This is a genomic window from Halanaerobium salsuginis (genome assembly GCF_900114545.1).
GTDB lineage: Bacteria > Bacillota > Halanaerobiia > Halanaerobiales > Halanaerobiaceae > Halanaerobium > Halanaerobium salsuginis.
On record NZ_FOTI01000013.1, the window covers coordinates 1 to 25,224 of the forward strand.

Annotated in this window: 18 protein-coding genes; 4 read left to right on the forward strand and 14 right to left on the reverse strand. The window is 32.1% G+C overall.

Features of this window, described 5'->3' with window-relative positions:
* Positions 1 to 138: 138 nt before the first annotated feature.
* The 6 genes from BMZ74_RS05840 to BMZ74_RS05865 all read right to left on the reverse strand — a co-directional run bounded on the left by BMZ74_RS05840 (position 139) and on the right by BMZ74_RS05865 (position 4,748).
* Positions 139 to 822 carry a cache domain-containing protein gene (locus BMZ74_RS05840; protein WP_089860979.1) on the reverse strand — a complete coding sequence of 228 codons (684 nt, stop codon included), beginning with the start codon at positions 820 to 822 and terminating at the stop codon, positions 139 to 141.
* Positions 823 to 1,037: 215 nt separating this feature from the next.
* A complete protein-coding gene (locus tag BMZ74_RS14685; RefSeq protein ID WP_245750833.1) occupies positions 1,038 to 1,205 on the reverse strand; it encodes a hypothetical protein in 168 nt (55 codons plus the stop codon).
* Between the two features lie 215 nt (positions 1,206 to 1,420).
* Positions 1,421 to 1,954 carry a siroheme decarboxylase subunit beta gene (gene ahbB, locus BMZ74_RS05850; protein WP_245750834.1) on the reverse strand — a complete coding sequence of 178 codons (534 nt, stop codon included), beginning with the start codon at positions 1,952 to 1,954 and terminating at the stop codon, positions 1,421 to 1,423.
* A gap of 1 nt (position 1,955) precedes the next feature.
* The gene (gene ahbA / locus BMZ74_RS05855; RefSeq protein ID WP_089860983.1) at positions 1,956 to 2,444 is read right to left on the reverse strand and encodes a siroheme decarboxylase subunit alpha; all 489 of its coding nucleotides are present in this window, start codon (positions 2,442 to 2,444) and stop codon (positions 1,956 to 1,958) included.
* An 85-nt stretch (positions 2,445 to 2,529) separates the two neighbouring features.
* Positions 2,530 to 3,507: a radical SAM/SPASM domain-containing protein gene (locus BMZ74_RS05860; protein ID WP_089860985.1), complete on the reverse strand. Its 978-nt coding sequence runs from the start codon at positions 3,505 to 3,507 to the stop codon at positions 2,530 to 2,532.
* Between the two features lie 77 nt (positions 3,508 to 3,584).
* Complete coding sequence (locus BMZ74_RS05865) at positions 3,585 to 4,748, reverse strand: radical SAM/SPASM domain-containing protein (protein WP_245750835.1); 1,164 nt, start codon at positions 4,746 to 4,748, stop codon at positions 3,585 to 3,587.
* Positions 4,749 to 5,097: 349 nt separating this feature from the next.
* Between BMZ74_RS05865 and BMZ74_RS05870 the strand changes: the two genes are divergently transcribed.
* From BMZ74_RS05870 to BMZ74_RS05880, 3 genes are read left to right on the forward strand one after another with little or no spacing between them, the layout of a single operon-like run.
* Positions 5,098 to 6,822, forward strand: coding sequence for an ABC transporter substrate-binding protein (locus tag BMZ74_RS05870; protein ID WP_089860990.1), 1,725 nt, complete (start codon positions 5,098 to 5,100; stop codon positions 6,820 to 6,822).
* 2 nt (positions 6,823 to 6,824) lie between these two features.
* Positions 6,825 to 7,793, forward strand: a complete 969-nt coding sequence (locus BMZ74_RS05875; protein WP_089860991.1) for an ABC transporter permease — start codon at positions 6,825 to 6,827, stop codon at positions 7,791 to 7,793.
* Between the two features lie 9 nt (positions 7,794 to 7,802).
* A complete protein-coding gene (locus BMZ74_RS05880; RefSeq protein ID WP_089860993.1) occupies positions 7,803 to 8,882 on the forward strand; it encodes an ABC transporter permease in 1,080 nt (359 codons plus the stop codon).
* A gap of 77 nt (positions 8,883 to 8,959) precedes the next feature.
* Here BMZ74_RS05880 and BMZ74_RS05885 read toward each other — a convergent pair whose 3' ends face one another.
* Positions 8,960 to 9,832 (reverse strand): aldose 1-epimerase family protein, encoded by an 873-nt coding sequence (locus BMZ74_RS05885; protein WP_089860995.1) that lies wholly within the window; start codon positions 9,830 to 9,832, stop codon positions 8,960 to 8,962.
* A 353-nt stretch (positions 9,833 to 10,185) separates the two neighbouring features.
* Between BMZ74_RS05885 and BMZ74_RS05890 the strand changes: the two genes are divergently transcribed.
* Positions 10,186 to 12,615 (forward strand): glycoside hydrolase family 94 protein, encoded by a 2,430-nt coding sequence (locus BMZ74_RS05890; RefSeq protein ID WP_089860997.1) that lies wholly within the window; start codon positions 10,186 to 10,188, stop codon positions 12,613 to 12,615.
* A 165-nt stretch (positions 12,616 to 12,780) separates the two neighbouring features.
* Here BMZ74_RS05890 and BMZ74_RS05895 read toward each other — a convergent pair whose 3' ends face one another.
* From BMZ74_RS05895 to BMZ74_RS05925, 7 genes are all read right to left on the reverse strand, one after another.
* Complete coding sequence (locus BMZ74_RS05895) at positions 12,781 to 14,046, reverse strand: ABC transporter substrate-binding protein (RefSeq protein WP_089860999.1); 1,266 nt, start codon at positions 14,044 to 14,046, stop codon at positions 12,781 to 12,783.
* 315 nt (positions 14,047 to 14,361) lie between these two features.
* The gene (locus BMZ74_RS05900) at positions 14,362 to 15,312 is read right to left on the reverse strand and encodes an AEC family transporter (RefSeq protein ID WP_089861001.1); all 951 of its coding nucleotides are present in this window, start codon (positions 15,310 to 15,312) and stop codon (positions 14,362 to 14,364) included.
* Positions 15,313 to 15,568: 256 nt separating this feature from the next.
* On the reverse strand, positions 15,569 to 19,366 hold the full coding sequence (locus tag BMZ74_RS05905; RefSeq protein ID WP_089861003.1) for a bacterial Ig-like domain-containing protein: 3,798 nt from the start codon (positions 19,364 to 19,366) through the stop codon (positions 15,569 to 15,571).
* A gap of 305 nt (positions 19,367 to 19,671) precedes the next feature.
* Positions 19,672 to 20,481 carry an alpha/beta hydrolase gene (locus tag BMZ74_RS05910; protein WP_089861005.1) on the reverse strand — a complete coding sequence of 270 codons (810 nt, stop codon included), beginning with the start codon at positions 20,479 to 20,481 and terminating at the stop codon, positions 19,672 to 19,674.
* A gap of 19 nt (positions 20,482 to 20,500) precedes the next feature.
* The gene (locus tag BMZ74_RS05915) at positions 20,501 to 22,837 is read right to left on the reverse strand and encodes a pectinesterase family protein (RefSeq protein ID WP_089861007.1); all 2,337 of its coding nucleotides are present in this window, start codon (positions 22,835 to 22,837) and stop codon (positions 20,501 to 20,503) included.
* A complete protein-coding gene (locus BMZ74_RS05920; protein WP_089861009.1) occupies positions 22,827 to 23,546 on the reverse strand; it encodes a rhamnogalacturonan acetylesterase in 720 nt (239 codons plus the stop codon). The genes BMZ74_RS05915 and BMZ74_RS05920 overlap by 11 nt, the downstream gene beginning before the upstream one ends.
* 36 nt (positions 23,547 to 23,582) lie before the next feature.
* Positions 23,583 to 25,157, reverse strand: coding sequence for a glycoside hydrolase family 43 protein (locus tag BMZ74_RS05925; protein ID WP_218142050.1), 1,575 nt, complete (start codon positions 25,155 to 25,157; stop codon positions 23,583 to 23,585).
* Positions 25,158 to 25,224: the final 67 nt, after the last annotated feature.

Sequence of the window (25,224 nt, forward strand, 5' to 3'; positions counted from 1 at the left end):
AATTCTTCAAAGGGAAAGAGACACTCTTGTCGAATATTATTAATAGGGCTTCACCTTCTTTCGGGTTTTATGGGTGCTACTATTTAATTCGACAAGATGGGGTGAAGCCCTTTTTATATCATTAAAATCTTTGTTATATCAAGGCTTATTTTTATGAAATTCGCTTAAATAAATAGTTCTATCTCTAATATTAAATATTTTAGCTAATATTTTATCTAAAATACTTTGATAACTACTCTGATAACCACCTGAGCCAATAAATAAATCAGTATCTCCAATTTGCTGGACATAACTATACTTTTGTTCCCATTTCCCATTATTAGGATTAAGATAAGGGTAGGCTAGTCTACCTCCCCCAGTAGCTTTAATTATCTTTATCATTTCAACTAAAATTTTAACATTATCTACCTGTAAACTCATCCTATTTTGCCCTTCAAGCCCCGGGCTTGGCGGAAGAGAAACAGTATTTCCATCTAGATCATAAATATAAAAATAAAGATTATTTAAAGTTGATTTTTTATTCAAATTTGAGACCAATTCCCTTAGATCTGCTTCAGTAAATTGCTGATTATTTTTTTCTGCTGTCAGGAGATGTTTTTGATAAATTTCAGCTAAGATGCTTGCTCTTGTTTTTACCAAGGACTCATATTTATCATACTTTCTTTCAAGTAGTTCCTGCTTTATTAAGCTCTGATTCTCAGCTGATAAATCATTAAATTGATAAATTACTATTATCAATAATAAAATCATAGCTAAAATAAAGCTGAGCCCAATCCCAAGCAGTATCTTATTCTGAATAGATAAGTTACTGAATTTTTTCATAGTCATCTCCTATCAATAAGTATTGTGTAAAATTCATCTTTAAATAATTAATTATTTAGAGTCTAGGTATGTCTAACATTATATCAAAAATAATTTTTAATATCTATCTGAAAACATTTAAAAGTCATTTAATTAAAAAAATCCCCTTTAGGTAGCTAGAATCAAATTACAAATTCTGCTATTTAAAGGGGATATTAATTAGTATTTTCCTTAAATTAACTATTATGATCATTTTCATTATTATTTTTTTCTTTAACAGCTTTATTAATTGATTTTTTTAGTGTCCGCATAATATCTTCTTCACTATCCACTCCCATCACAATAATATCAGGAGTACTCCCAAAAAAGTAATTAAAGACTTCAAATAACCCAAAACAAATCAACAGAAAAAGTAGCGCTATCTCCAAACTAAAATTATAATATATTAAAACAAAAGTTAAGGCAGATATAAAACCTGCTAAATATGAAATTTGATTTTTATGCTGATTAATTAATAAGGAGAAAAGATCTTTTAAAACTACTAGTTTTTGCTTAATTAAGATCACCTTCTCAATTTCTAATATTTAAAAACATTATTTATATAATATCAAGCCTTATTTTAAATGTCAAAATCATTTGTAAAGTACTTTAAACTGCTCTTTTTTAATTCCTCCGTTGAATAAAGTATCTGATAGTCATTTATCTGATGTTTAGCAGCAGTCTCAACAACCAGATCTTCTAAAACTGATTTGTTTTTTGCATGAAACATAGCATAAAAATTATAAGGCCATTCAGGATATGTCTTCCGCTGATAACAGTGGCTGACTTCTTTTAAAGAGGAAATTTTATTGGCGATAGCTGTCAGCTTTACATCTGGCAAAAAACAAACGAACATTCCATTAGCTTGATAACCTGACTGCCGATGATACAAAATAGCAGCAACTCTTTTTAAAATTTTTTGCTGTTTCAATTTTTTAAGCCGGTCTAATAATTCTACCAACTCTATATTAAGCTGATCTGCAATTTTCTGATAAGGATTAATGGTTAAAGGAATGTTTTTTTCCATACTTTTAATAATTGCTTTATCTACTTTATCTAATTTAAATTTATTCATCTTTTTAAGTCGAGCTGTTTCAGCCTTCTTGTTAGTCATTCTATTTAATCCCATCCTCCTGTAAATTAATCTCTGAATCTGACTTCATATCAAAAAATACATTTAACTTAAAAAATTTTTCCTTAGGTAATTGATAAAGGTTTTTAACACCTGGTTGGTTAACTACTTTAGCCAAAAAAGCTTCTCTAGCAACAGCAGTTTCTGTAGTTAATGTAAACCAGAGATTAAGCCGATTTGTCCTGCGATAGTTATGAGTAACTCCTGGATGTTGATTTATAAATTTAGCAATTTGATAAAAATTATTTTCTTCAGCTTCTAAAGCTACTAAAGTACTTTGATATCCCAATTCCTTTGAATTAAAAACTCCTCCCAGCCGTCTAATATAATTGGCTGACTTTAGTTTTTTTATTCTTTCAAGTAATTGTTCTACATCAATTTCTAGTTCAGCTGCTAAATGTTTAAATGGGCTAGCTTCCAGGCTTAACCCCTGCTGTAATTTATTTAATATTTGCTGATCAAGTTGATCCACAATCTCAACTCCTTAACTTTAAATTAATTTACTATATTTTCCGCCCAATAATTAATATTTATTTATTAAAAGCCAGCTAAATAAATTAAACCAGGCAAAAAGGATCAGCAGCAAGATAATTATTAGTGGCATAATATGCTTTTGCCCGGCAGCCGCGACAGCTGTTTTTGTATTGACAAGTCCCACATTTACCCTGCCAATTTTGCTGCCGCAATTGTTTAAAAACTTTACTATTTCGCCAAATAGAAGTAAAGCTCTCTTCTCGAATATTGCCAACTTTTAAATCAAGATAAGCACACGGCTGGACATCGCCAACTGGATTAACAATACAATAGTTAATTCCAGCTAGACAGCCACTTTTAAATCTTGTAGAAATATTTAACTGATCTGCAGCTGCAATAAACTGCGGAGCACAAACTGGTTTAACTTCAATTTCGACTTGGGCAGATTTTTTCATTATCCGTTCAACTGCTTTTTTATACTGAATCTTATCTACTGAATTTTTTTCAATATAGGCTGCTCTCCCCGTAGGAACTAGAAAAAAAATATGAGCTGCTCGAGCTCCAACTGAAGCTGTATAATCAATAAAAGCTTCTATTTCAGTCACATTCCAATCCATAACTGTCATGTGGGTTTGAAATGGTATTGCAACTTTTTTTAAAGCCCGAAAAGCATCTTCTACCAACTCAAAAAGTCCCGGCTGTCCTCTAAATTTATCATGTTTAACAGGATCAATGCTATCCAGACTAATTCCAGCTGCCATTAGACCAGCATCTTTTAGCTTTTGAGCAGTTTTAAAATCTAGTAATCCCCCAGCAGTTCCTAAAACTGGCCGCAAGCCAATTCGAGCTGCATAAGCAATTAACTCAAAGATATCTTCTCTCAGTAAAGGTTCTCCCCCCGAAAATATCATTAAATTAAAGTCAGCTGCTTTAATTTCTCGCAGCATCTTTTTAGCTTCTGCAGTATTTAATTCAGCAGCCATATTTTCTCCTGCATCGCGATAACAGTGTGGGCAATTAAGATTACATTTATTAGTAGAATTCCAGGAAACTATCTTCACAAAAAGTCCTCCTTGATATAGAAATAAGCTCTTATAATATAAATCATTAAAAATTTAAATCCTTCATTTGTTTAGGTTTAATTAAATATTTTGGTTTTAATTTCAGCTTCACTTAAATAACAGCCTGGGTCTTCACCCCAGAGATCTCCAGCTGCATAGGCCCGGGCCCGTAAATTACCATTGCAGACCGCCAGAAAATTACAATTTTCACATTTGCCCTGCAGATATTGTTGGCGATGCCGTAGTTTATTTAAAAAATTATTATCCTGATCTGTCCAAATTTCAGCAAAATTTTTATCTCTTATATTACCCAGAACAATAAACCTACTAAATTGATCAGCATAAACATTACCCTGATGATCAATATTAGCAATTGCGCTGCCACTTCTATTCCCACCACTAAGTAAAAGCTGCTGATAGACATAAGCGGCTTGTGAAGGAAATTGATCTTTTAGTTTTAAATAAAGATATGGGCCATCAGCATGGTTATCAACAGTTAAAATTTCCTTTGGGTTATCATGATTAATAAAATATTTAGTCCAGGCAATTATTTGGTCAATAACCTGCTTTTTTTGCACTGAACTCAATTCAGCACTTTTAATATTTTTGCCACGGCCTGAATATACTAGATGATAAAAACAAATCCTGGGGATTTCTTCTTGTTCTATAAGCTTAAACAATTCGTCTAACTGTTGATAATTAGACTTAGTTATAGTAAAACGCAAACCAACTTTCTGGCCAACTTTCTGGCAGTTACGAATACCATTTAAAGCTGCTTTAAAAGCTCCCTTTTTACCTCGAAAATCATCATTAACTTCTGGCAGGCCATCAAGACTAATCCCGACATAACTAACTCCCAGCTTTTTTAACTTAACTGCTACTTGAGGAGTTATTTGGGTACCATTACTTGAAATAACAACCCTTAATCCTAATTTTTTTGCTTTTGCTATCAATAAATAAAGATCATCTCTTAATAAAGGTTCTCCACCACTCATTAATAAAACAGGTACTTTAAAATCTGCTAGCTGTTCAATTAAATTAAATGCTGCCTCAGTAGTTAATGTCTCTTTCTTCTCTTCTGCCGCAGAATTAGAGTAGCAATGTTTACACCTTAAGTTACATTGAGAATTAATATTCCAGGCAACAACTGGACCAATACCTTCGCGAGCACCCGTAATTGAATTCTGGCATTTTTTATGATAACGAAGTTGGTCCCCATATGTATTAAAATTTGTTAACATTTTAGTTAAGTTAAACATATTTCACCTCAAACTTTATAATAATAAATAATAATCATTACTTATATTATAACATATTAAGGATTAAAACAATATTTCCTCTATTTTATTCAGGACAGCTTCCAATTTATAATGGGAGTTGCAAAGTTTTTCTTCTAGCTCAATATAATTTAGCTAATTCTATATAAAAACGTTTTTAGTTATTTGCAGGATATCTGAATAGCTGATAAAATATAGTTTAATATAATGTTTTTAAATAATTAATCTAACGGGTACTTAGGTGGTTAATTTTTAATAAGTTAAAAAGTTAATTAATAAACTTTACCTGGATTAAAGAAAGGAGTATTGAAAAATGAAGAAAAGAATATTTATCTATTTAATTTTATTTATGCTAATCTTTGCTACTTTAGCTGCAGCTCAAAATATTTCTTTACAGGATCCCTGGTATTCTAAAAAAGAGCAGGGCAAATATGGAGGCACATTAATTTCTACTTTAACTGGTGATCCGAAGACTTTTAACATTTTAATTGCTAAAGAAACTTCTTCAACTGATGTTTTAGCAGGTTATATTTTTGAAGGCTTATTAACTAGAAATGGGGTTACTACTGAACTAGAACCAGAACTAGCTAAAGAATGGTCAATTAGTGAAGATGGTAAAGTATATACATTAAAATTACGCCGTGGAGTTCAGTGGAGTGATGGAGTTGAATTTACCGCCGATGATGTTATATTTACCTTTGATCTAATCAGTGATCAGCAAATTCCAACTAGCAGTAGAGATGTTATGTTGATTGATGCTGAATTTCCTGAATATAAAAAATTAGATAAATATACAGTTCAATTTAAACTTGCAAAATCTTTTGCTCCTTTTTTAAATAATTTAACTGCTCCTATCCTCCCAAAACATAAATTATATTCTATCTGGCAGGCAGGTGATTTTAATAAGGTCTGGGGAATTAATACTGAGCCAGCTGAAATTGTAGGTACTGGTCCTTTTAAGTTAAAAGAATATAAACCTGGTGAGAGAATAATAATGGTAAAAAATAATCTTTATTGGCGTAAAGATCCAGCTGGTAAAACTTTACCTTATCTTGAAAACTGGGTTAGAATCATTGCTGATAATCAAGAAACTAAAAGTCTCTTGTTTGAAAAAGGTCAAACCCATTTTCTCGCTGTACGGGGGATTGATTACAAACGTTTTGCTAGTAAAGCAGATCAAAATGATTTTACCTTAGTTAATGCTGGTCCTAATTTTGGAACTGACTTTTTGATTTTCAATCTTAATCCCCGCAATCCCAAACTAAAAGAACAGCCCTGGAAACTAGAGTGGTTTAATAACATTCACTTTAGAAAAGCAATTGCTTATGCATTTGACAAACAAACAATGATCAGCCAGGCCATGGCTGGTCAAGGTACTCCTCAATGGAGTCCAGTCAGCAGCCCTAATAAAGTATACCTTAATCAAGATGTTAAAAAGTATCCTTTTAATTTAGAAAAAGCTCGTCAAGAATTAAAAGCAGCTAAATTTTACTGGGATGACAGCGGTAAGCTTTATGACCAAAATGATCGAAGAGTAGAATTCAATATCTTAACTTATGCTGAAAATAATACAATTATTTCTTTAATGAATATTATCGCTTCTGATTTACGAAATTTGGGTATGAAAATTAATGCAAGTCCAATTGAATTTAACAAATTAGTTAGTAAACTAGATAATGAGTGGGATTTTGATACAATTATTATTGGTTTAACTGGTGGAGTAGAGCCTCATTCAGGCTCCAATGTCTGGCCATCAAATGGACATTTGCATATGTGGAACCCTCGTCAAAAAAATCCAGCTACCGAGTGGGAAGCCAGAATTGACGAGTTATTCCGCCTAGGTGCAGCCGCTACTTCTATTAAGCAGCGCCAAAAATATTATGATGAATTTCAGGAAATCATTGCTGAAAAATTACCAGTTATTTATACAGTAGTTCCTAATTCAATTTATGCTGTTCGTAATAATCTCAAAAATACTGATATAACTGCGTATGGTGGCGTGATCTGGAATATTTATGAATTATACCTGGAGGATTGAAGATGAAAACTTACTTAATTAGAAGAGTTTTAGTTTTAATTCCACTTTTATTGGCTATCTCTCTTCTTTCCTTCTTCATAATGCAATTATCACCTGGAAATTATCTTGATCAATTACGGTTAAATCCAGATATTTCAAGTGATTTAATTAATCGACTGGAAAGTGAATATGGACTTAATCAAAATATTTTCCACCAATATTTACACTGGCTCTGGCAGCTTTTGCATGGTAATTTAGGAGAATCATTTAGCTATAGAATTCCAGTTACAGAAGTTATTGGCAGCCGTATTGCTAATACTTTTATTTTATCTTTAGCTGCAATGATTATTGCCTGGGGCCTTGCTATTCCACTTGGAATTTATTCTGCAACACATCGTTATTCAATTACTGATAATTTTTTAAGTAGCTTTGCTTTTATTGGACTATCAATTCCTAATTTCTTTTTTGCTTTAATTTTACTTTTTTTAATTGTAAAATATAGTCTTCCATTACCAGTCAGTGGCATGACAGATATTATGCATGATTTTATGAGCCCAACTGAACAATTACTTGACATTTTAAGGCATCTTTTGGTACCAGCAGTAGTTTTAGGTACAGCAAGTACTGCTTCTCTAATGAGACAGATGAGAGGTCAAATGCTTGATGTAATTAATTCTGATTATATTCGTACAGCGCGGGCCAAAGGGCTGAAAGAAAGAACAATTATTTATCATCATGCTCTGCGTAATGCTTTAAATCCAATGATAACTCTCTTTGGTTATCAGCTAAGCTCTCTTTTAAGTGGTGCTGCACTAACAGAGACTGTTACTGGATGGCCTGGATTAGGTAAAATGATGCTGACAGCAGTACGGGGCAAAGATATTTATCTTGCTATGGCTGGAATGATGATGGGGAGTTTTATGTTAGTTATTGGTAATTTAATTTCTGACTTACTATTAGCACTTAATGACCCCCGGATTAAGTATGATTGAGGTGTTTAAATGCAAAATTCAATTTTAAAAAATGAGTTATTAATTAAAAGAATTAAAAGTTTTCGCCGCAATAAAATTGCTGTAACTGCAGGTATAATTTTAATTATTCTTTATTTATTGGCTATCTTTGCTCCTTTTGTTGCTCCTTATAGTTCAAATCAAAATTTTAAACAGTATTTTTTTCATCCTCCTACTAAAATTCATTTTAGTGATGAGAATGGTTTAAGCTGGCCCTATATTTATCAAACTAAAAGTATTGGCTGGGCCGAATATAAATCTAATCAACAGCGAAAGCAGCCTCTAAAATTTTTAGTAACAGGTAGTGAATATAAGTTTTTAGGAATCTTTAAAAGTAATCTGCACTTATTTGGTGTCCAGGGTAATATGCCCATATTTTTACTTGGCTCTGATAACTATGGTAGAGACATCTTTAGTAGATTACTTTTTGGCAGTAGAGTATCGCTATTTATTGCCTTTGTAGCAATTTTAATTAGTACTACAATTGCTTTATTGATGGGAGGAATTGCAGGGTACTATGGAGGTTTAGTTGACAATATTATTATGCGGCTGGCTGAAATAGTAATGTCAATTCCTAGTTTTTATCTTTTACTGGCTCTGGCAGCAGTTTTGCCGCTCGATATTTCTTCGGCCTTTCGTTTTTTTTTAATAGTTACTATTCTGGCTTTTCAGGGCTGGGCAGGCATGGCTAGAGTCATTCGTGGAATGGTTTTAGCAGTTAAAAATGAAGATTATGTGCTTGCTGCCAGGGCAATTGGAGCAGCAGATAAAAAAATAATAATTAAACATATTTTACCTTCAACTTCAACTTTCGTTATTATTAGGGCTACTGTTGCTATTCCCTCTTATATTATTATGGAAAGTGGACTCAGTTTTTTAGGACTTGGTATTCAGGAGCCAGCAGCCAGCTGGGGAAACATGTTAAGCTCAGCTCAAAATATAACCAAAATAACTGATTTCCCCTGGCTTTTAATTCCTGGTTTCTTAATTTTTATAACTGTACTTAATTATAATTTATTGGGAGATGGTCTACGCGATGCTCTAGATCCCAAAAATACTTATTCAGTTTAAATTTTCTAGTAATTAAGTCTAACCAAAACTAATCCGGCATTAAGCATTAGCCGGATTAGTTTTTAAATATTTTTTAGTTATTTAATGCTAATTGTATAACCTGTTTTAAAAGTCTCTCCAACTGCTAAAGACTTAATCCCAATTTTTTCTGTTAAATTACCACTGCTTTTTTGAATGTCCGCAACACCATGCCATGGTTCTAAGCAAATAAAAGGTGCTTTTATTGACTGAGACCAGATACCAAGATAAGGAAAACCTGCAAATTCTATTTTTACTTCCCGCTCTGTAGATCTACTTCTAAAAGTTATTATTTCTGACTTAAGATTTTTAAAAACTAAAGCATCATTTTCAAAAAGATCTGCTTTTAATTTAATAGTTTTACTATCCACAAGCATTGGCTTAGTTGATCCAGTTAGAAGACCATCTGCCAATAAATATCTTGCAGCATTCTCGGGATACTCAAATTCAAGTACATAATCACTTTTTGTTTCATCTTCACTTAAAGGCCAGTTAAAAGCAGGATGAGCCCCTATAGAAAAATACATCTCTTTTTGATCTTGATTATTAACTTGATATGAAATTTTTAATTTGTTTTTTTCTAATTGATACTTAATCAATAACTCAAATTGAAATGGATAAATTTGCAGTGTTTCAGCAGTTGCTGTTAAGGAATAGGTTAAAGCCTGGGCAGAATGTTCAATTAGCTCAAATTCCATATCTCTCGCAAAACCGTGCTGACTCATTTCATATTCTTTGCCTGCATAATTATAAGTATTATTTTTTAAGCGACCAACAATTGGAAATAATACGGGCGCTTTCCTTTTCCAATATTTAGCATCTCCGCTCCAGAGATAATCTTTATTATCTGCTTTTAAAATAAATGACTGCAGTTGAGCTCCAGCAGTATCTACTTCAATTTTAGTTACTTCATTTTCAAGCTCTGTAATCATAAAATTTCTCCCCCACAATAATTTTTTATTTGCTTTAATAAATTAAATTTATTTACTTAATTAAGCTTTTCATAATAAATTATATACTACTAAAGTTATTTTTAAAAGTATATTATCTATTAGCTTTGCTAACTAAAATTATTATTAATCTTGAACAAATAAAATTAGCATTAGAGTAAAATTTAATTTTTTCATTAAAAAAGCAGGAATTTAAATAAGTTACTAGAAGTATATGATTAGTAAGTACTAAAACGATTTCGAAATTTATGCTGACATTTTATAACCTTAGATAAAGATTAATATAACCCGTCAGCAGCTTATCCATTATTCTATCACACGAAAGGAGATTTATTGTGAAATATGGTCATTTTGATGATTTAAAAAATGAATATGTAATTGAAAGACCAGATACTCCCTATCCCTGGATTAATTATCTCGGGTCAAAGAATTTCTTTAGCCTAATTTCAAATACAGCTGGAGGATATAATTTTTATAAAGATGCCAGTAAACGTCGTTTAACACGCTATCGTTACAACAATGTTCCAGTTGATAATGGAGGCCGCTACTATTATATTTACGAAGATGGAAAGTTTTTTTCACCTACCTGGGCCCCTACCTATAGTAATTTAGATGATTATAAGTGCAGGCATGGGCTTGGTTATACTATAATTGAAAGTAATAATAATAATTTAAAAACTGAACTGAAATTTTTTGTACCAGAAAACGATAATACTGAATTACATCACTTTAAAATAAAAAATTTAGCTGATAAAACAAGAAATTTAAAATTGTTTTCTCTATTGGAGTTTTGTCTTTACGATGCTTTAGATGATATGACTAACTTTCAACGTAATTTCAACACAGCAGAAGTTGAAATTGATGGTGCAACTATTTATCATAAAACTGAGTATCGCGAACGTCGAAATCATTATACATTCTTTACGGTTAATCAGGATATAGCTGGTTTTGATACAGATAGAGAGAGCTTTTTAGGACTTTACAATAGTTTTGCAAATCCAGCAGCAGTAGAAGATGGTCAACTGCATAATTCTGTTGCTCACGGTTGGTCACCGATTGCAGCTCATCAGCTTGATTTTAGCCTATCACCTGGCGAAGAAAAGGAATTTATTTTTCAATTTGGTTATGTAGAAATTGAAAGCAAAGCTGATAAATGGTCAGGACCAAATTCTATTAATAAACAGCCTGCTGAAGCTTTAATTGAAAAATATAATACACCTACTAAAGTAAATAATGCTTTTACTGAACTTGAAGATTATTGGCAGGATCTATTATCTGGCTTTAAATTAGAGCATGCCGATCCTAGATTAGAACGCATGGTTAATACCTGGAACCAATATCAATGTATGGTAACTTATAATTTGGCTCGTAGTGCCTCATATTTTGAATCGGGAATCAGCCGTGGAATTGGTTTTAGAGATTCTAATCAGGATTTACTTGGTTCAGCTCATTTAATTCCCAAAAGAGTTAAAACACGTCTGCTAGATCTAGCTGCTACTCAATTTGAAGATGGCAGTGCATATCACCAATATCAGCCTTTAACTAAAAAAGGAAACGATAAAATTGGCAGTGGTTTTAATGACGATCCTCTCTGGCTGATTTTTGCTACTGCTGCTTATCTTAAAGAAACTGGTGATTACTCGATCTTAACTGAAGAGGTTCCATTTAATAGTGGCAAAAAGGCTTCTCTTTTTGATCATTTAGTGGCTTCTTTTGAACATGTTATTAATAATCTAGGTCCACATGATTTACCACTAATTGGTCATGCAGATTGGAATGATTGCCTTAATTTAAGTGCTTTTTCTGAAAAACCAGGTGAATCTTTTCAAACTGTAAGCAATAAAAGTGATAGCCCTGCTGAATCTATTATGATTGCTGGTATGTTTTTAACAGTGGGTCCTGATTATATAAAAATCTGTCAGCAGCAAAATAAACAAGACCTAGCAGAAAAAGCCAAAAAAGCAATCTCTACTATGAAGCAAGCAGTTAATAAATATGGTCGTGACCAAGAGTGGTTTTTACGTGCTTATGACTATTTTGGAGACAAAATTGGTGCAAAAGGTAATCAATATGCAGAAATATTTATTGAACCACAGGGATTTTGTATTATGGGGGGACTTGGTCTTGATGATGGCTTTGCCAGTAAAACGCTGGCAGCAGTTAATCAACATTTAAATTCTGAGCATGGATTAATGATTCTTAATCCAACAATTAAAGAATATCAGCTCAATTTAGGAGAAATTAGTTCTTATCCTCCTGGCTATAAAGAAAATGGAGCTATTTTCTGCCATAATAATCCCTGGATAATTATTGCTGAAACTATAGTTGGAAATGGAGAACGTGCTTTTGAGTATTATAGCAAAATTGCTCCGGCTTATCGTGAAGAAATTAGTGATCTGCATCGAACTGAACCCTATGTTTATTCTCAAATGATAGCTGGCCAGGATGCAGCTGATTTTGGAGAAGCCAAGAATTCCTGGTTAACTGGAACAGCTGCCTGGAACTTTGTTGCAATATCTCAGTGGATTTTAGGAATCAGACCAGAATTTGAAGGTTTAAAAATTGATCCAGTAATTCCTGCTAGCTGGGATGGATTTAAAGTCAAACGTAAATTTAGAGATACAGATTTTGAAATTACAGTTAAAAATCCTGATCATGTAAGTCAGGGAATTAAAAAAATATTAGTTAATGGGCAAAAAATTAAGGGACAAGTTATAAAAGACTTTAAGCAAAAGAAAGTTGAAGTAGAAGTTATTATGGGATAAATAAAGCTAAATCAGAAAAAATATTAAATCAAAATAGTTTAATTTATAAACAACTATATTTAATTAAAAAGAACGGTCCAGTTTAAACTGGACCGTTCTTTTTATGTTTAGCAAATCTATCTTTTATTTTTTAATTAACTTAATTCTACTTTATTTAGCTAATAATTAATTAAGAATTTTAACTGCTTGATCTCTAAAATAACCAGCTGCTTGTTCAGCAGACATCTGTCCATATAGAATACGTAGAACTGTTTCTGTCAAAAGATCTCTAATTTGGGGATGATTTTCTGGCGGTGGAGCATAAATAGCACTACTATGTTCAGTTGCTAGATTAATATATTCAAATTGCTCTTTATTAACTTCATCTAAAGTAGCAGCCATTTCTTCCCTAATTTTAGCTGAAACGGGAACCCCTCTTCCAGCAGCTATAATCTTATTTGCTTCCAGGTTATTGATAAAGAAATTAATAAATTTTGCTGCTGCTTCCGGATGGTCACTATTTTTCGAAACTGTAAAATACATGCCAGGTTTAATAAACATACCTGATTGAACCTGATCTTCTGCATTAGGCATTAATGCCAGGTCAACTTTTTTGCCAGCAGCAGAACTTGCTGCTACAACCTGATTACTCCACATACTAGACATAGCAGCTTCTCCTTTAACAAAAGGATCCATTTCAATATTATGGCCTGCTTCTTCAGTTACAGCAGCAGGAGCGGCTATTCCTTCGTCTTTTAAGTCTTCATACATCGAAAAAAAATCAGTAAATAGTTGATCATCATCATAACCCAGCCCATCTGCAGCTTCATTATAAAGGGACTTACCATGCTGTCTTAACCAGATTCTAAAACCAAAAACATCACGGTGTGCACCAGGTAAAATAGTGCTGCCATATTTAATTGGCAGCTTTTCTTTTAATTCACGTGCAGTTGCCATGAAATCCTGCCAGGTCCAATCTGGTGATGGTTCTGCTATACCAGCTTCATCAAACATTTCTTTATTATAAGCTACTGCAAAAGCATTTACTCCAAGAGTAACTCCATACAACTGATCATCAACAATTTCCATTGGCTGATCAACATTACTGATATCAAGAATTCCACTCTCTACATAAGAATTAAGAGATAAAATTCTATCATTATCAATATATTGAGTTAAATACATTCTATCATGCTGCATAACATCTGGTAAATTACCACCGGCAGCCTGAGCTGACATTTGCTCCCAATAACCACTCCAACCTGTATATTGAGGTTCAATATTAATTTCAGGATGCTGCTTCTCAAACAAATCAATTACTTTTAAAGTTTTATTATGTCTACTTTGCGATCCCCACCAGGAAACTCTAATTGTAACTGGTTCAGCGGCAGAAACTGATATTACACAGAGAATTAAGATCAGCCCTAAAAAGATAATTGTCTTTTTTTTCATTAATAAAAACCCTCCCTGATTAGATTTACTGTTTTAATTTTTTTTATAATTAATTTTATTTTAAAACGATTTAATTATTACCTCCCTTCCTAGTAGATTATTCTTATTATTAGCTTAAATTATTGGAAAACAGTTTCCAAGTCATTAAAATAATATTTTTGAATTTGTTATTATATTGTATATTATATTTTATATATTTAGAATTGTCAATAAATTTATTGCATTATTTTATTTTATTTCTGTTTTGTACTTTTAAATCTTTCTTTATCTTGCTTTAGCTATAAATATAAGCTTTTTTGCTAAACTTAAAGCTATTTAAACTAAAGCAAAACTTTTAAACACAAATACAAACAAAGTTAGTGAAATAACTGAAAAAAGTGTTGTCATCATTACTATTGAAGCAGCTAAATTCTCATCTCCTCCCATAGCAGAACTAATAATATAGGATGAAATCGCACTCGGAACTCCAAATAAAATATAAACTAAAAATAATTCATCAGCTGAAAAAGCCAAAAAGCTGCCAGCCAGAACTGCTAAAGTAGGTAAAATAAATAATTTTAAAATTGTAGCTAAAACAGCTGGTAAAATATCAACAAATAATTTATCTAACTGGAAAGTAGCTCCAATTGCCAATAAAGCAAGTGGGGTTGCCATTAAATCAAAATAACTAAATGTATTCTGAATTAGAACAGGTAGTTTAATTTTCAGTAAAGAAGCAATTATACCAAAAAAGATAGCTACAATAAAAGGATTAGTTATTATATTCTTAAGAGCATGTTTTATTTTGTTTTGTTCAGAATTTCGTTCAACATTACTTAAAATTAAAATTAATACTCCAAGTATATTATAAACTGGAACTACAAAAGCTACAATTAATGAAGCTTTTACCGGAATAGATCCCATTACATTTTCTAATAACGAAAATCCTATATAAACAAAATTCCCCCGAAAAGCTCCATGAATAAAAGAACCTGTTTTACTTTTATCTTTAACAAATAAAAGAGAAAAAATAGTTACTAAAATAACACTTAAACAAGTACCGGCTATAGTAAAAAGTATAAATTTTAGATCAAAATTATTACGTACAGAACTCTGAGAAACACTATTAAATAATTTGACTGGTAAGGCAATATAGAAAACAATAAAATTAGCAGTTTTAGTAAAACTTGCTGTAATTATTCCTTTTTCTTTTAAAATAAAACCACTTAACATAATTAAAAATATTGGTAATGCAACACTAATACTAAAAGTAAAATTGGCTAGCATAGTTAAGTTATCCCCCTAGTTCATTGACTGCTTAATTGATTTAATTTAGTTATATTAGTATCTTATCTAAAAAAATGAAGATTAACAAGACAAATATTATTTTTAATAAGATTTTTTCTACTTTTTTTGATCAGTAACTTATTTTAGCTAGTTAATTTATTTAAGTTTAATTTAAAATAACTGCAGAAATAATTCAATGTTATAAAAAAATTATTTCTGCAGTTAAAAAACTACTTCTCTAGTTTGCTTTAGCTAATTATTTAATTAATCGAAAAAGTTCTTTAAATGATAAGGCAGTACTTTTATTCTGCTGTTCAATTATTCTATCTTCTAAAACTTGAACAGAACTGCCTTTATATTGATTGTTTTGAGAATTAATACTTTCCTGACCATTAAAAAAGAAGTTAAAAGCAGATGTTTCTGATTCCGGATAAACATCCGCAGCAATTTTACGATTAGCCAGAGAAATAAAACTTTCAATTATAAATTCTTTTTCAATTTCGCCATAGGTATTAAAAACAATATTTCCACCTTGATTATTAAAAGCTAGATTATTAACTGCTCTAACTCCAGGATTACTATTACTGGTAAAACCAGCTGCACCATTACCAAAAGCTACACTATTAGTAATTAAATGAGCTACATTTACTCCTTCTCCGCCTAATTTAAAACCATTTTTATCTCCATTACCAACAGTACCATCAGTTAAAAATCCATTATTATAAGCCAGGCAGTTATCAATCACAACTTTTCCAATAGCACCAGTTCCAACCTTAGTATATAAATCCCAACCATCATCAATATTATTATGGGAGATACATGATCTAAAGATATTTCCTCGACCAGAAGTTAATTTAGCAGCAAAGCCATCCGCATTATTATTAGAAGGATCTGCATTATTAAAAGAAATACAATTAAAAATCAAATTATTAGCTGGCCAATCTTCAATTCTAGTTTCACGATAATCTGTCCTACTAATTTGCAGTCCAGTATCTCCATTTTGATAAAATCTACTTTGCTGTACAATATTATTATTACCTCCAACCACCATACCAGCTTCATTAGCGGCTGAATTGGTAACATCGATATTTTCGATTGTCCAATAGTTAGCATTCAAAATAACTCCTTTTGACTTTTTCGCAAAATCAAAAACTGCCTGACCACCATTAGTAGTTAAATAGCGGCGAGCATCTGGATGCCCATCATTATATTTTTTTATGATCAGCGCTTTACTTCTTATATAATGGCCTGGTAGAGCAACTATTTTCTGACCAGGCATTGAAAAAGCAAGAGCTGTATCAATATCTAGTGGATTTTCTTTACTTCCTGTAGCATTTTCCCTACCTGAAGGAGCAGCATAAATTATTTTTCCTGACCGATACTGCTTTTTTATAACAGTATAGTTTTTAATAATTCTGCTATAATCAGTTAGTTTTTGTCTATCATCAGGTAAAAATATAATTGTAAAATTATTTGAACCATTATTTTTAAGTTTTGTTAGCAGACCAAATTTGTGATCAGCCTTTACTATTTTTTCAGCTGCGATAATATCCTTACCTTGTTTAATTTTTACTGTGCCAGCTGTGTTGGCCCGGGCCACAAGTTGATAGCTTTTATTAGCTGTTCTGCCCAAAGAAAGAACTTCTAACTCCGGTTTAACTGCTTTAAGTGGTGGAATTATTTGAGGCGCATCAGTTGCTGCATTAGAAATATTAAGTTTTATATTACTAACTTTAATATCTGCTACTCGAGCAGCAAAAAAGCCTAAATATATTTTTTCATTTTGCACTTCTAGTAAATCTGGTTTAAACAATAATTGCTGCTGATTATTATTTAAACTAGCTAAATAACCACTATTAGTTTTAGCAAGGCTCAAGTGATATTCTGCCTTAGGATAAGTATTTTCTGGACCTGGCTTTTCAGCTTTAAGCATCAAACTAGCAAGTCCATTACTTCCTGCTCCAGCTGGTGACTTAACGCCTGTTCGATAAAAAAGCTGTGTTCCATTTTTAGATTTAGTTCCCCCACTAAAGCCTCCTACTCCAACAATATTAGCAGCAAATACTCCTGTATCACCTGCTTTACCAATTGCATCTCTAGCCATGATACCAAATGATTCCTGGCCATCATGGGGCTCTTTTGCATAATTAATAACTTTAATATCTGCTTCTAGTTTAAAATTTTTATTAGCAGAAATTACAGTATAGTAATAGCTAATTCCATCATGATCTGTTGCTACTTTGCCTCCTCCATTAAGTGAAGCTATTTCGATTTGATTGGCTGTTTCTTTAATAAAATCTTTTTCATTTGAGGTGGATTGACCAAAATTAATAGATCTCCACTTTAAATCTAATTGAGGCTGAACAGTAACTGGAAAAGTTAGAGAAGCTAAATTTTTCGCTGCAGGAATAATTTTTATTTTATAAATACCAGCTTGCTGATTATTAAGAGCCGAACTATCAATTTTATATTGGTCATTAGGTAGGATTTCCTGATCACCATTATCATACTGTTTAACTACTTTTAAACCAGAAGTTGAAAAATCTTCTGCTAATCTAATAGTTGTAGCTGGATAAGATGTTATTTTTAGTCCTGTTAACTCCCTTTCCTTTATTTTAATTGGTACTTGAGTTTTTTTATCTTGATAGCTTAAACTCAAGTGCTGCTCACCGAGTTTAGTAGTATCAAATTCTCCAATCTGATAATCAGCAGCTGTCAATCTTTTATGAGAACCATCACTATACTCAGCATATAACCTTAAACCAGTCAAATCTATTTTTTCTCCGGGAAAATAGATTTGTTTAACTGGGTCTGATTCAACTACTAAAGCTTTTAATTTAGCTGGATTTACACTAACAGTAAAAACTTTACTCAAGGCTGGCTGTGCGGTATAAATAATTTTAATTTTCACTTGGCCTGCTTTAATAAATCTATAATTAGCTAGTGATTTTTGACTGTTAACTAACTTTAATTTATATTCATCTTTTTGCAAAATTCTATTCTGATAACCATGATTAAATTCAGCCTGAACTACTAGACCATCTGGATTAAATTTTTCACCTAAATGATAGTTAGTAAGAGCTGGAAAATATTTTATTTTAAGCGCAGTTGCAGTCAAAGGCTTAATCCGCACTCTAAAATCAACTATCTGACCAGCATAATTAACTTTTACTGTTTCTTCACCAAGGGTTGAACTATCAAAGCCTGTTATAATATAATCAGTAGAGTCTAAAATTTTACTGCTACCATCTCTATAAAATGCTTTCACTTTTAAACCTGCTAAATCTAGCTTTTCTCCTGGCAGGTAGTTTCTTTTAGTTATTCCACTAATAATTTGTAATTTTTTTATCTTTTTATTCAATAGTTTCAACTGCAAATTATTAAATAAAATATCAGTATTTCTAGCCGTATAAAGACCAGCATAAAGTTTTTTACCATTAAAAGCAGTGAAGTTATTAATAATTACTGGTTCTTCCTGCCCAAATTTTAGCCAATATGTATTGCCAAATTTTTTTAATTTAAGCTGATAAGTTAAGCCGGCGCTTGGTACTACTCCCTTAACTAATTTTCCTAATTTATGCTGACCAGATTCTGTTCTGTAAAAACCAATTTTAGGAATATCTTTCTGACTATTAAGAGGACCAAGAGCCAGAGCTGAACCAAGATCTTTTTTCTGACTTTTATTAATTAAAACTTTATCTCTTAGCATAATTCCAAAAGAAACTTGATTATTAACTTTAAAATTTTTAACTGTCGCCTGTGCTGTCAAAATAAAATTACTGTCAGGTTTAAGTTCTTGATAATAATAAGCAATTCCTTCAGAAGAACTAGAAATCTTCCCCCGATTATTTGCACTCATTAAACGAACTTTATTAGTTCCTAATTCTTGAATAGCAAAGTTTTCAGAAGTTATTTTATTATCTCCACCAATATTACCAAATATACTAGCCTGCCAGTCACTATTTAAAGTAAAAATTTGAGCTGAAGTGGAAGCACTAACTAAAATCAATAAAAATATTAATAAACTTATAGTTATAGAATAACTTTTATTCATTTAAATTATCCTCCTAATTTAATTTTTAAGCAGCTTAGTTTTTTTATTTGCCACTTTAGAGTAATAAATTTTTCCATTATTTTGTTAAATGATTTATATAATCTAAATATTGCCAAAATTATTCGACTAGTTTAAGGAAAATATTTTCTAAATTTTATTAAAGGATTTACTTTAAATCAGATTGCTAAGTAGAGTAATATTTAAATATTAGCTTAATTTTAGAAAATATTTTCCTATTAAAACAAATTATACCAAAAATATAAAAATATATCAAATGTATTTAAAAATATGAATTTATTGATCTTTTATAAGAATTCTGCTAACCAATTTATTGCTAACTGCTGCCACTGACTAGCCAATTTATTGTCTTTTGCTAATCCCAGACCATGACCACCATGGGGAAAAATATGGCTGGCAAACTCGATATTATAATTGCTTAAGCTACAGCAAAGTTTTAAAGTGTTTTCTACTGGAACTGACTGATCAGCTGCAGTATGCCAGACAAAAGTAGGAGCAGTATTTAAACAAATATTAGCTTCAATCGAAAAGTCAGCTAATAATCCTGGATCAGGGTTCTTGCCCAGTAAATTTTCTATTGAGCCTGAATGAGAAAACTCACCAGCTGTTATTACAGGATAGCCAAGGATTAAGGCATTAATCAATGAGTCTTCTGCTTCAATTTGATCAGCTATAAAATTATCTTCTTTTAAGCATTGGCTATAAACTTTTCGATATTTGGAATTATTACTCCCAACTAGAGCTGCCAGATGTCCTCCTGCTGAAAATCCAACTACTGCTAAACTATTCTTTTTTAGCTGCCAGATATCTGTTTTTGCCTTAATATATTTAACAGCTCTTAAAGCATCTATTAATGGATATGGATATCGATAAGGAGCAACCCGATAATGTAAAACAAAGGCATTATAACCATGACTATTAAAAAATTCTGCTACAGCTTGGCCTTCATGATCTGCTCTATGGGTATAACCACCACCAGGCAGGATTAAAATTGCAGGTCGATCAGATTGATTAATTAAATATTTGGCCAGACCAGGGGCAGGATCAGTTAAATTATGTTTAAAACCAGGAACCTGATTCTGCCAGATATCAATCATTTCATCACCTCCTTTAAATTTAATAATTAATTAAGTTCCAATTAGGAAATATCTTACGAAAATTATAAGCAAGTGCTTCTTGAGCTGTTAGTTGCTTTATCCAATCAAATCTTTTTTCCGGATTCGCACCTGGACCATAGTTATTATATTCAGCATAAAAAGCAGTTTTTTCTTTTGCAGAATCTCGCCAATTATTCCAGCCTTCTTGCCGAATATGCTGACCTAAATAACTATCAATAAAAACTACTTTAGCATATGGCCGCCATGGTCTTCCTAAAAAAACTGAATCCGGAGCAGCTGCTGATTCAAGTAAACACTCTTTAAATATATAACCATATTTTTTCTCTTCAGGTGTAGATGCAGCTGTTATATAGCCAGGGCCAGTACTAATAATCTCACATTCTTTAAAGTAAGCAGTTGCAGCCCCAAAAATAAAGTCAATATCACCAGCAATCAAACAATTTTTGAAAAATAATCTACCTTTTCCTTTAGTATAAAGAGTATCTTGATGACCTTTAAATTCACAATTATAAAAGGCTATCTGATCACCAGTAATACTCACAGCAACTGCCTGTCCAACCTCTTGACGGGGAACAGCAGTATTTTCAAAACTTATATTATAAAATTTTAACTGATTACCATTAATAAATATAGTAGCTGAGTCATCTGTACCAAGTTCAGTACCATCAGCTAAAACTTTTCTGGCAAAGTCAGCATAACTTATGATGGTTTCTCTGGTATCTTCTCCAATAAAATCTACTGAATTAATCTGATCTGGTATTGTTACTTTTTCTTGATATTTTCCTTTTTTAAGATATACCTTTTTAATTGAAGGTTTCTTTACTAAAATTTTTAAAGCTTTATTTAAATTACAGCAATCTCCACTGCCATCCTTTGCTACAATTAAATAGTTAGTCAGGTTAAGCTCTTTATTTTGACTAAGACATAGTTCTTTACGCTGACTTATGATATTATTTCCGGTAAAAGTTATTCCAGCTGTATAATGGAGTTCAATTCCTTCTACAGCATTAATTTGTGAATTACTGAGATAAACATTCTGGACTGGCATCTCTGGTAAACCATTAATATAAACTGCCTTACCAGCCTGCTGACATTCTAGAGAGTCAATAAAAATATCTTTAAATTGAGGCGCTGCTGAAACTGCTTTTTTAGTTATTTCTGGCTCTGCCTCAGCTTCATAAAACAAATTAATTTTAAGAACTTCCTGCTTAATATTTAGCATCCTTAACTTAGTTAAATAAATATCTTTGACAACTCCGCCCCTTCCTCTAGTGCTTTTCAGCCTAATCCCAATATCTGTTCCTATAAAGTCACAATTTTCTAGATAGATATTATTTACTCCACCTGACATTTCACTACCAACAACTATACCTCCATGTCCATGGTAAACCTGGCAAGAATTAATATAAACATTTTTAGTTGGTATATTTCGCTGCTGCCCCAATTTATCCTTACCAGATTTAAGACAGATTGCATCATCTCCAACATCAAAATTGCAATTTTCTACTAATACATTCTGACAAGAATCAAGATCAAGTCCATCTCCATTTTGAGCAGTCCAGGGATTACGAATTGTTAAACCAAATAAAGTAATGTTTTTAGATAACAAGAGATGTATATTCCAGGCTGGAGAATTTTCTAAGGTAACTCCTTTTAATAAAATATTTTTACATTCTTTAAAATTTACCAACACAGGTCTTAAGTATTCTGCTGCCTGTCTATAAAGCAGGGGATCAATTTTTTTTGGTTGAGAATTTAATTTATGAACTAGTTTTTCGCCAGCTCGAGCTGCTTCTGATGGCCACCAAATCTCTGTGTTTTTGTTTTTACTAACTGCTCCGCCAGATGATAAAAGGTTTTCCCACTGTCCAGCAGTTAATTTAAACTTCTTAACTGGTCGCCATTTATCACCTGAACCATCAATAATTCCCTGACCAGTAATAGCAATATTTACTGCTCCATTGGCTGAAATAGGAGCTTGAAAACGAAAACTGCTTTCTCCTTCAAACTCACTTTTAACAATTTTATAATCAGCTAGCTGAGAACTAAATTTTAAGAGAGCACCTGATTCTAAATGAAGATTTACATTATCAAGTAAAAAAATTGGGCCACTTAAATAAAAACCAGCTGGGATAATTACTTTTCCGCCACCTTGGCTGGAACAGTAAGCTATTGCCTTCTGAATTGCTGCAGTAGAATAATTATCTATCCCCGATTTAGCTCCAAAATCACAAATAGAAAAAGTTTGATCTTTAAACACTGGCATAGCTATCTGTGGTCTGCTCTTAGTAATAATTTTTTTGATTTTTGCAGACTGATAATTATCAAACTTCACTCTTTAATTCCACTCCTTTTAGTATATATTTAGCTAGATCAAGTTTCTGCTTTTTAATCTCATTTACTATTAAAGCAGCAATCATTAATGCTCCAGTAGCAGAAAAATGAGTATTATCAGTTTCTCCTGCTGGATAATTTTCACTCTCTCCTGCTGCTAACCAGAGAAATATATCTTTTGTTTTTTCTGGACCTAATTTCTCAAAATAGTTATGGCTAATAGCTGTTAAATCAAGTAGAGCCACCTGCTCTTGTTCAGCTAACTGTCTAATAGCAGCTGGATATTTACCGTGAGTAGCAATTAATTTTCCATCAGCAGAAAAGTTTCTTCTTGCAATAGGTGTTAATAAAATTGGTACCGCTTTATTTTGCCGAGCAGTTTTAATATATTCTGTTAAATAATCTGGAAAATCTTCTGCAGCATCTGTTTTCCTTGCTGGATCATCTTTCTGATCATTATGACCAAATTGGATCATTAGATAGTCATCTTTAGAAATTAACTTCTCAATTTCGGCTAATCTATTTTCAGCAATAAAGCTTCTTGAACTTCTACCAGAAGCTGCTTTATTAATTACTTTTACTTCTTGATTAAAAAATCTATGTAAGAGTTGACCCCAACCAGCCCGGGGAGCGTTATTTTCACTATAAGTAGAAGCAGTTGAGTCTCCAGCAATAAATATCTTAATTTGTTTCTTAGCTTTGCTATCCATTATTATCTCCTCGTTAATTTATTATTATAATCAGCGCTATATTTCTTTTATTTTAAAATAATTATAATCAGCAAAATTATTATTTAATTTATGACCTGTATTAACAGCAAAAATACCAACCTTTGCTCCAATCCATCGACCAGGAACTGCTTTAAATCGCTTGCCAAATTGCTCAAAATCATTATTTGGGGTGGCATAGCTAAATTTGCACAGCGGCTCACCAGAGATTTCAGTTATTTCTACTCTTAATTTAACCGTCTGCTCAGTTAATTTAAGAGATGTCATTTTAAATTCTTCTCGTCTTCTTTTTCGTTTAGTTCCCCAATACTGAACTAATTCTAATTGATTAGCTGATTTTTCAAGGCTCAAATAACTATATTTTCCCCCCATAACAACTAACCCAGCTTTTTCGGTCTCAAGTTCAGGCTCAAAGTTTAGTTCAGTTTCAGCCACAAAGTTAGGGGCTGGAAACTTTTGTAAAAGTAGATTAGGCGCATACCAGAGCAGGGGCTTTTTTTTCAAAGCAATATTTTGAGTAAATAAACGTAATTTATTACTATGCTTATCTAGCTGATACCAGCCAGATTCTGGGTTAGCCTGCCACTGCCATTGCAGACCAAGCTCAGTCTGGTTAAAATCATCTCCAGCAGCAGGAGTCTTTAATTTCGAATTACTGTTCACTGCTGGTTTTTTATATTCTAAAACTGGTTCGCCAATTCCATCTTGATCAAGATCAACTCCAATTAAGGGCCAATCAGCTTGCCAATCCATTGGCTGTAAATGAACTATTCTCCCATATGCTCCTTTGTCTTGAAAATGAACAAACCATGATTCTCCAGATTCTAATTCAACATATCCCCCTTGATGAGGTCCATTGACTGCTGTTTTTCCCTGTTTTAGAACAACTTTTTTTTCATAAGGACCATAAATATTTTTTGATCGTAGAACTAGCTGCCAACCAGTTGCAACACCACCTGCAGGAGCAAAAATATAATAATAAGCATTTCTTTTGTACATTTTTGGTCCTTCAGTAGTGGGATGATCTGGTGCACCATCAAAAATAAAGCTGCCTTCATCAAGTAAAGCGGTTCCATCAGACTTCATTTTACATAGGTTAAGTACATTTTTAAAGCCAGCTCTACTTCTAGCATAAGCATGGATAAGATAAGCCTTACCATCATCATCCCACAAAGGACACGGATCAATTAATCCTTTTCCCTCTTTAATAAAAATGGGTTCAGACCAGTCACCATAAATATCATCTGTTTTACACATAAAGATCCCATAATCAGGATCCCCCACAAAAACAAAATATTTTCCAGAGTGATACCTAAGAGAAGGAGCCCAGGCTCCACAGCCAGGAGAAACTTCCTTATAATCAACTAAGGGAAATTCAGGATAAACATGATTAATTATTTCCCAATTTACTAAATCTTTTGAATGCAGAATTGGTAAACCAGGCATACAATTAAAACTTGAAGCTATCAAATAAAAATCAGAATCAACCCGGATTAGATCAGGATCAGAATAATCAGCATGAATAATTGGATTTATGTAATTTCCATTCTGCTGATCAGCAACCCAAATTTTATTATCACTTGTATTTTCCAAAATCTTAAAATCCCCTCTCTAATTAAAAACCCTCTCTCCCTGAATTAAATGAAAATGGTAAATATCC

Coding starts and splice junctions, on each gene's coding strand:
- BMZ74_RS05870 (WP_089860990.1), top strand. CDS start 5,098: ATGAAGAAAAGAATATTTATCTATTTAATTTTATTTATGCTAATCTTT.
- BMZ74_RS05920 (WP_089861009.1), bottom strand. CDS start 23,546: ATGGATAGCAAAGCTAAGAAACAAATTAAGATATTTATTGCTGGAGAC.
- BMZ74_RS05910 (WP_089861005.1), bottom strand. CDS start 20,481: ATGATTGATATCTGGCAGAATCAGGTTCCTGGTTTTAAACATAATTTA.
- BMZ74_RS05865 (WP_245750835.1), bottom strand. CDS start 4,748: ATGTTAACAAATTTTAATACATATGGGGACCAACTTCGTTATCATAAA.
- BMZ74_RS05905 (WP_089861003.1), bottom strand. CDS start 19,366: ATGAATAAAAGTTATTCTATAACTATAAGTTTATTAATATTTTTATTG.
- BMZ74_RS05880 (WP_089860993.1), top strand. CDS start 7,803: ATGCAAAATTCAATTTTAAAAAATGAGTTATTAATTAAAAGAATTAAA.
- BMZ74_RS05885 (WP_089860995.1), bottom strand. CDS start 9,832: ATGATTACAGAGCTTGAAAATGAAGTAACTAAAATTGAAGTAGATACT.
- ahbB (WP_245750834.1), bottom strand. CDS start 1,954: ATGACTAACAAGAAGGCTGAAACAGCTCGACTTAAAAAGATGAATAAA.
- BMZ74_RS05875 (WP_089860991.1), top strand. CDS start 6,825: ATGAAAACTTACTTAATTAGAAGAGTTTTAGTTTTAATTCCACTTTTA.
- BMZ74_RS05840 (WP_089860979.1), bottom strand. CDS start 822: ATGAAAAAATTCAGTAACTTATCTATTCAGAATAAGATACTGCTTGGG.
- BMZ74_RS05900 (WP_089861001.1), bottom strand. CDS start 15,312: ATGCTAGCCAATTTTACTTTTAGTATTAGTGTTGCATTACCAATATTT.
- BMZ74_RS05895 (WP_089860999.1), bottom strand. CDS start 14,046: ATGAAAAAAAAGACAATTATCTTTTTAGGGCTGATCTTAATTCTCTGT.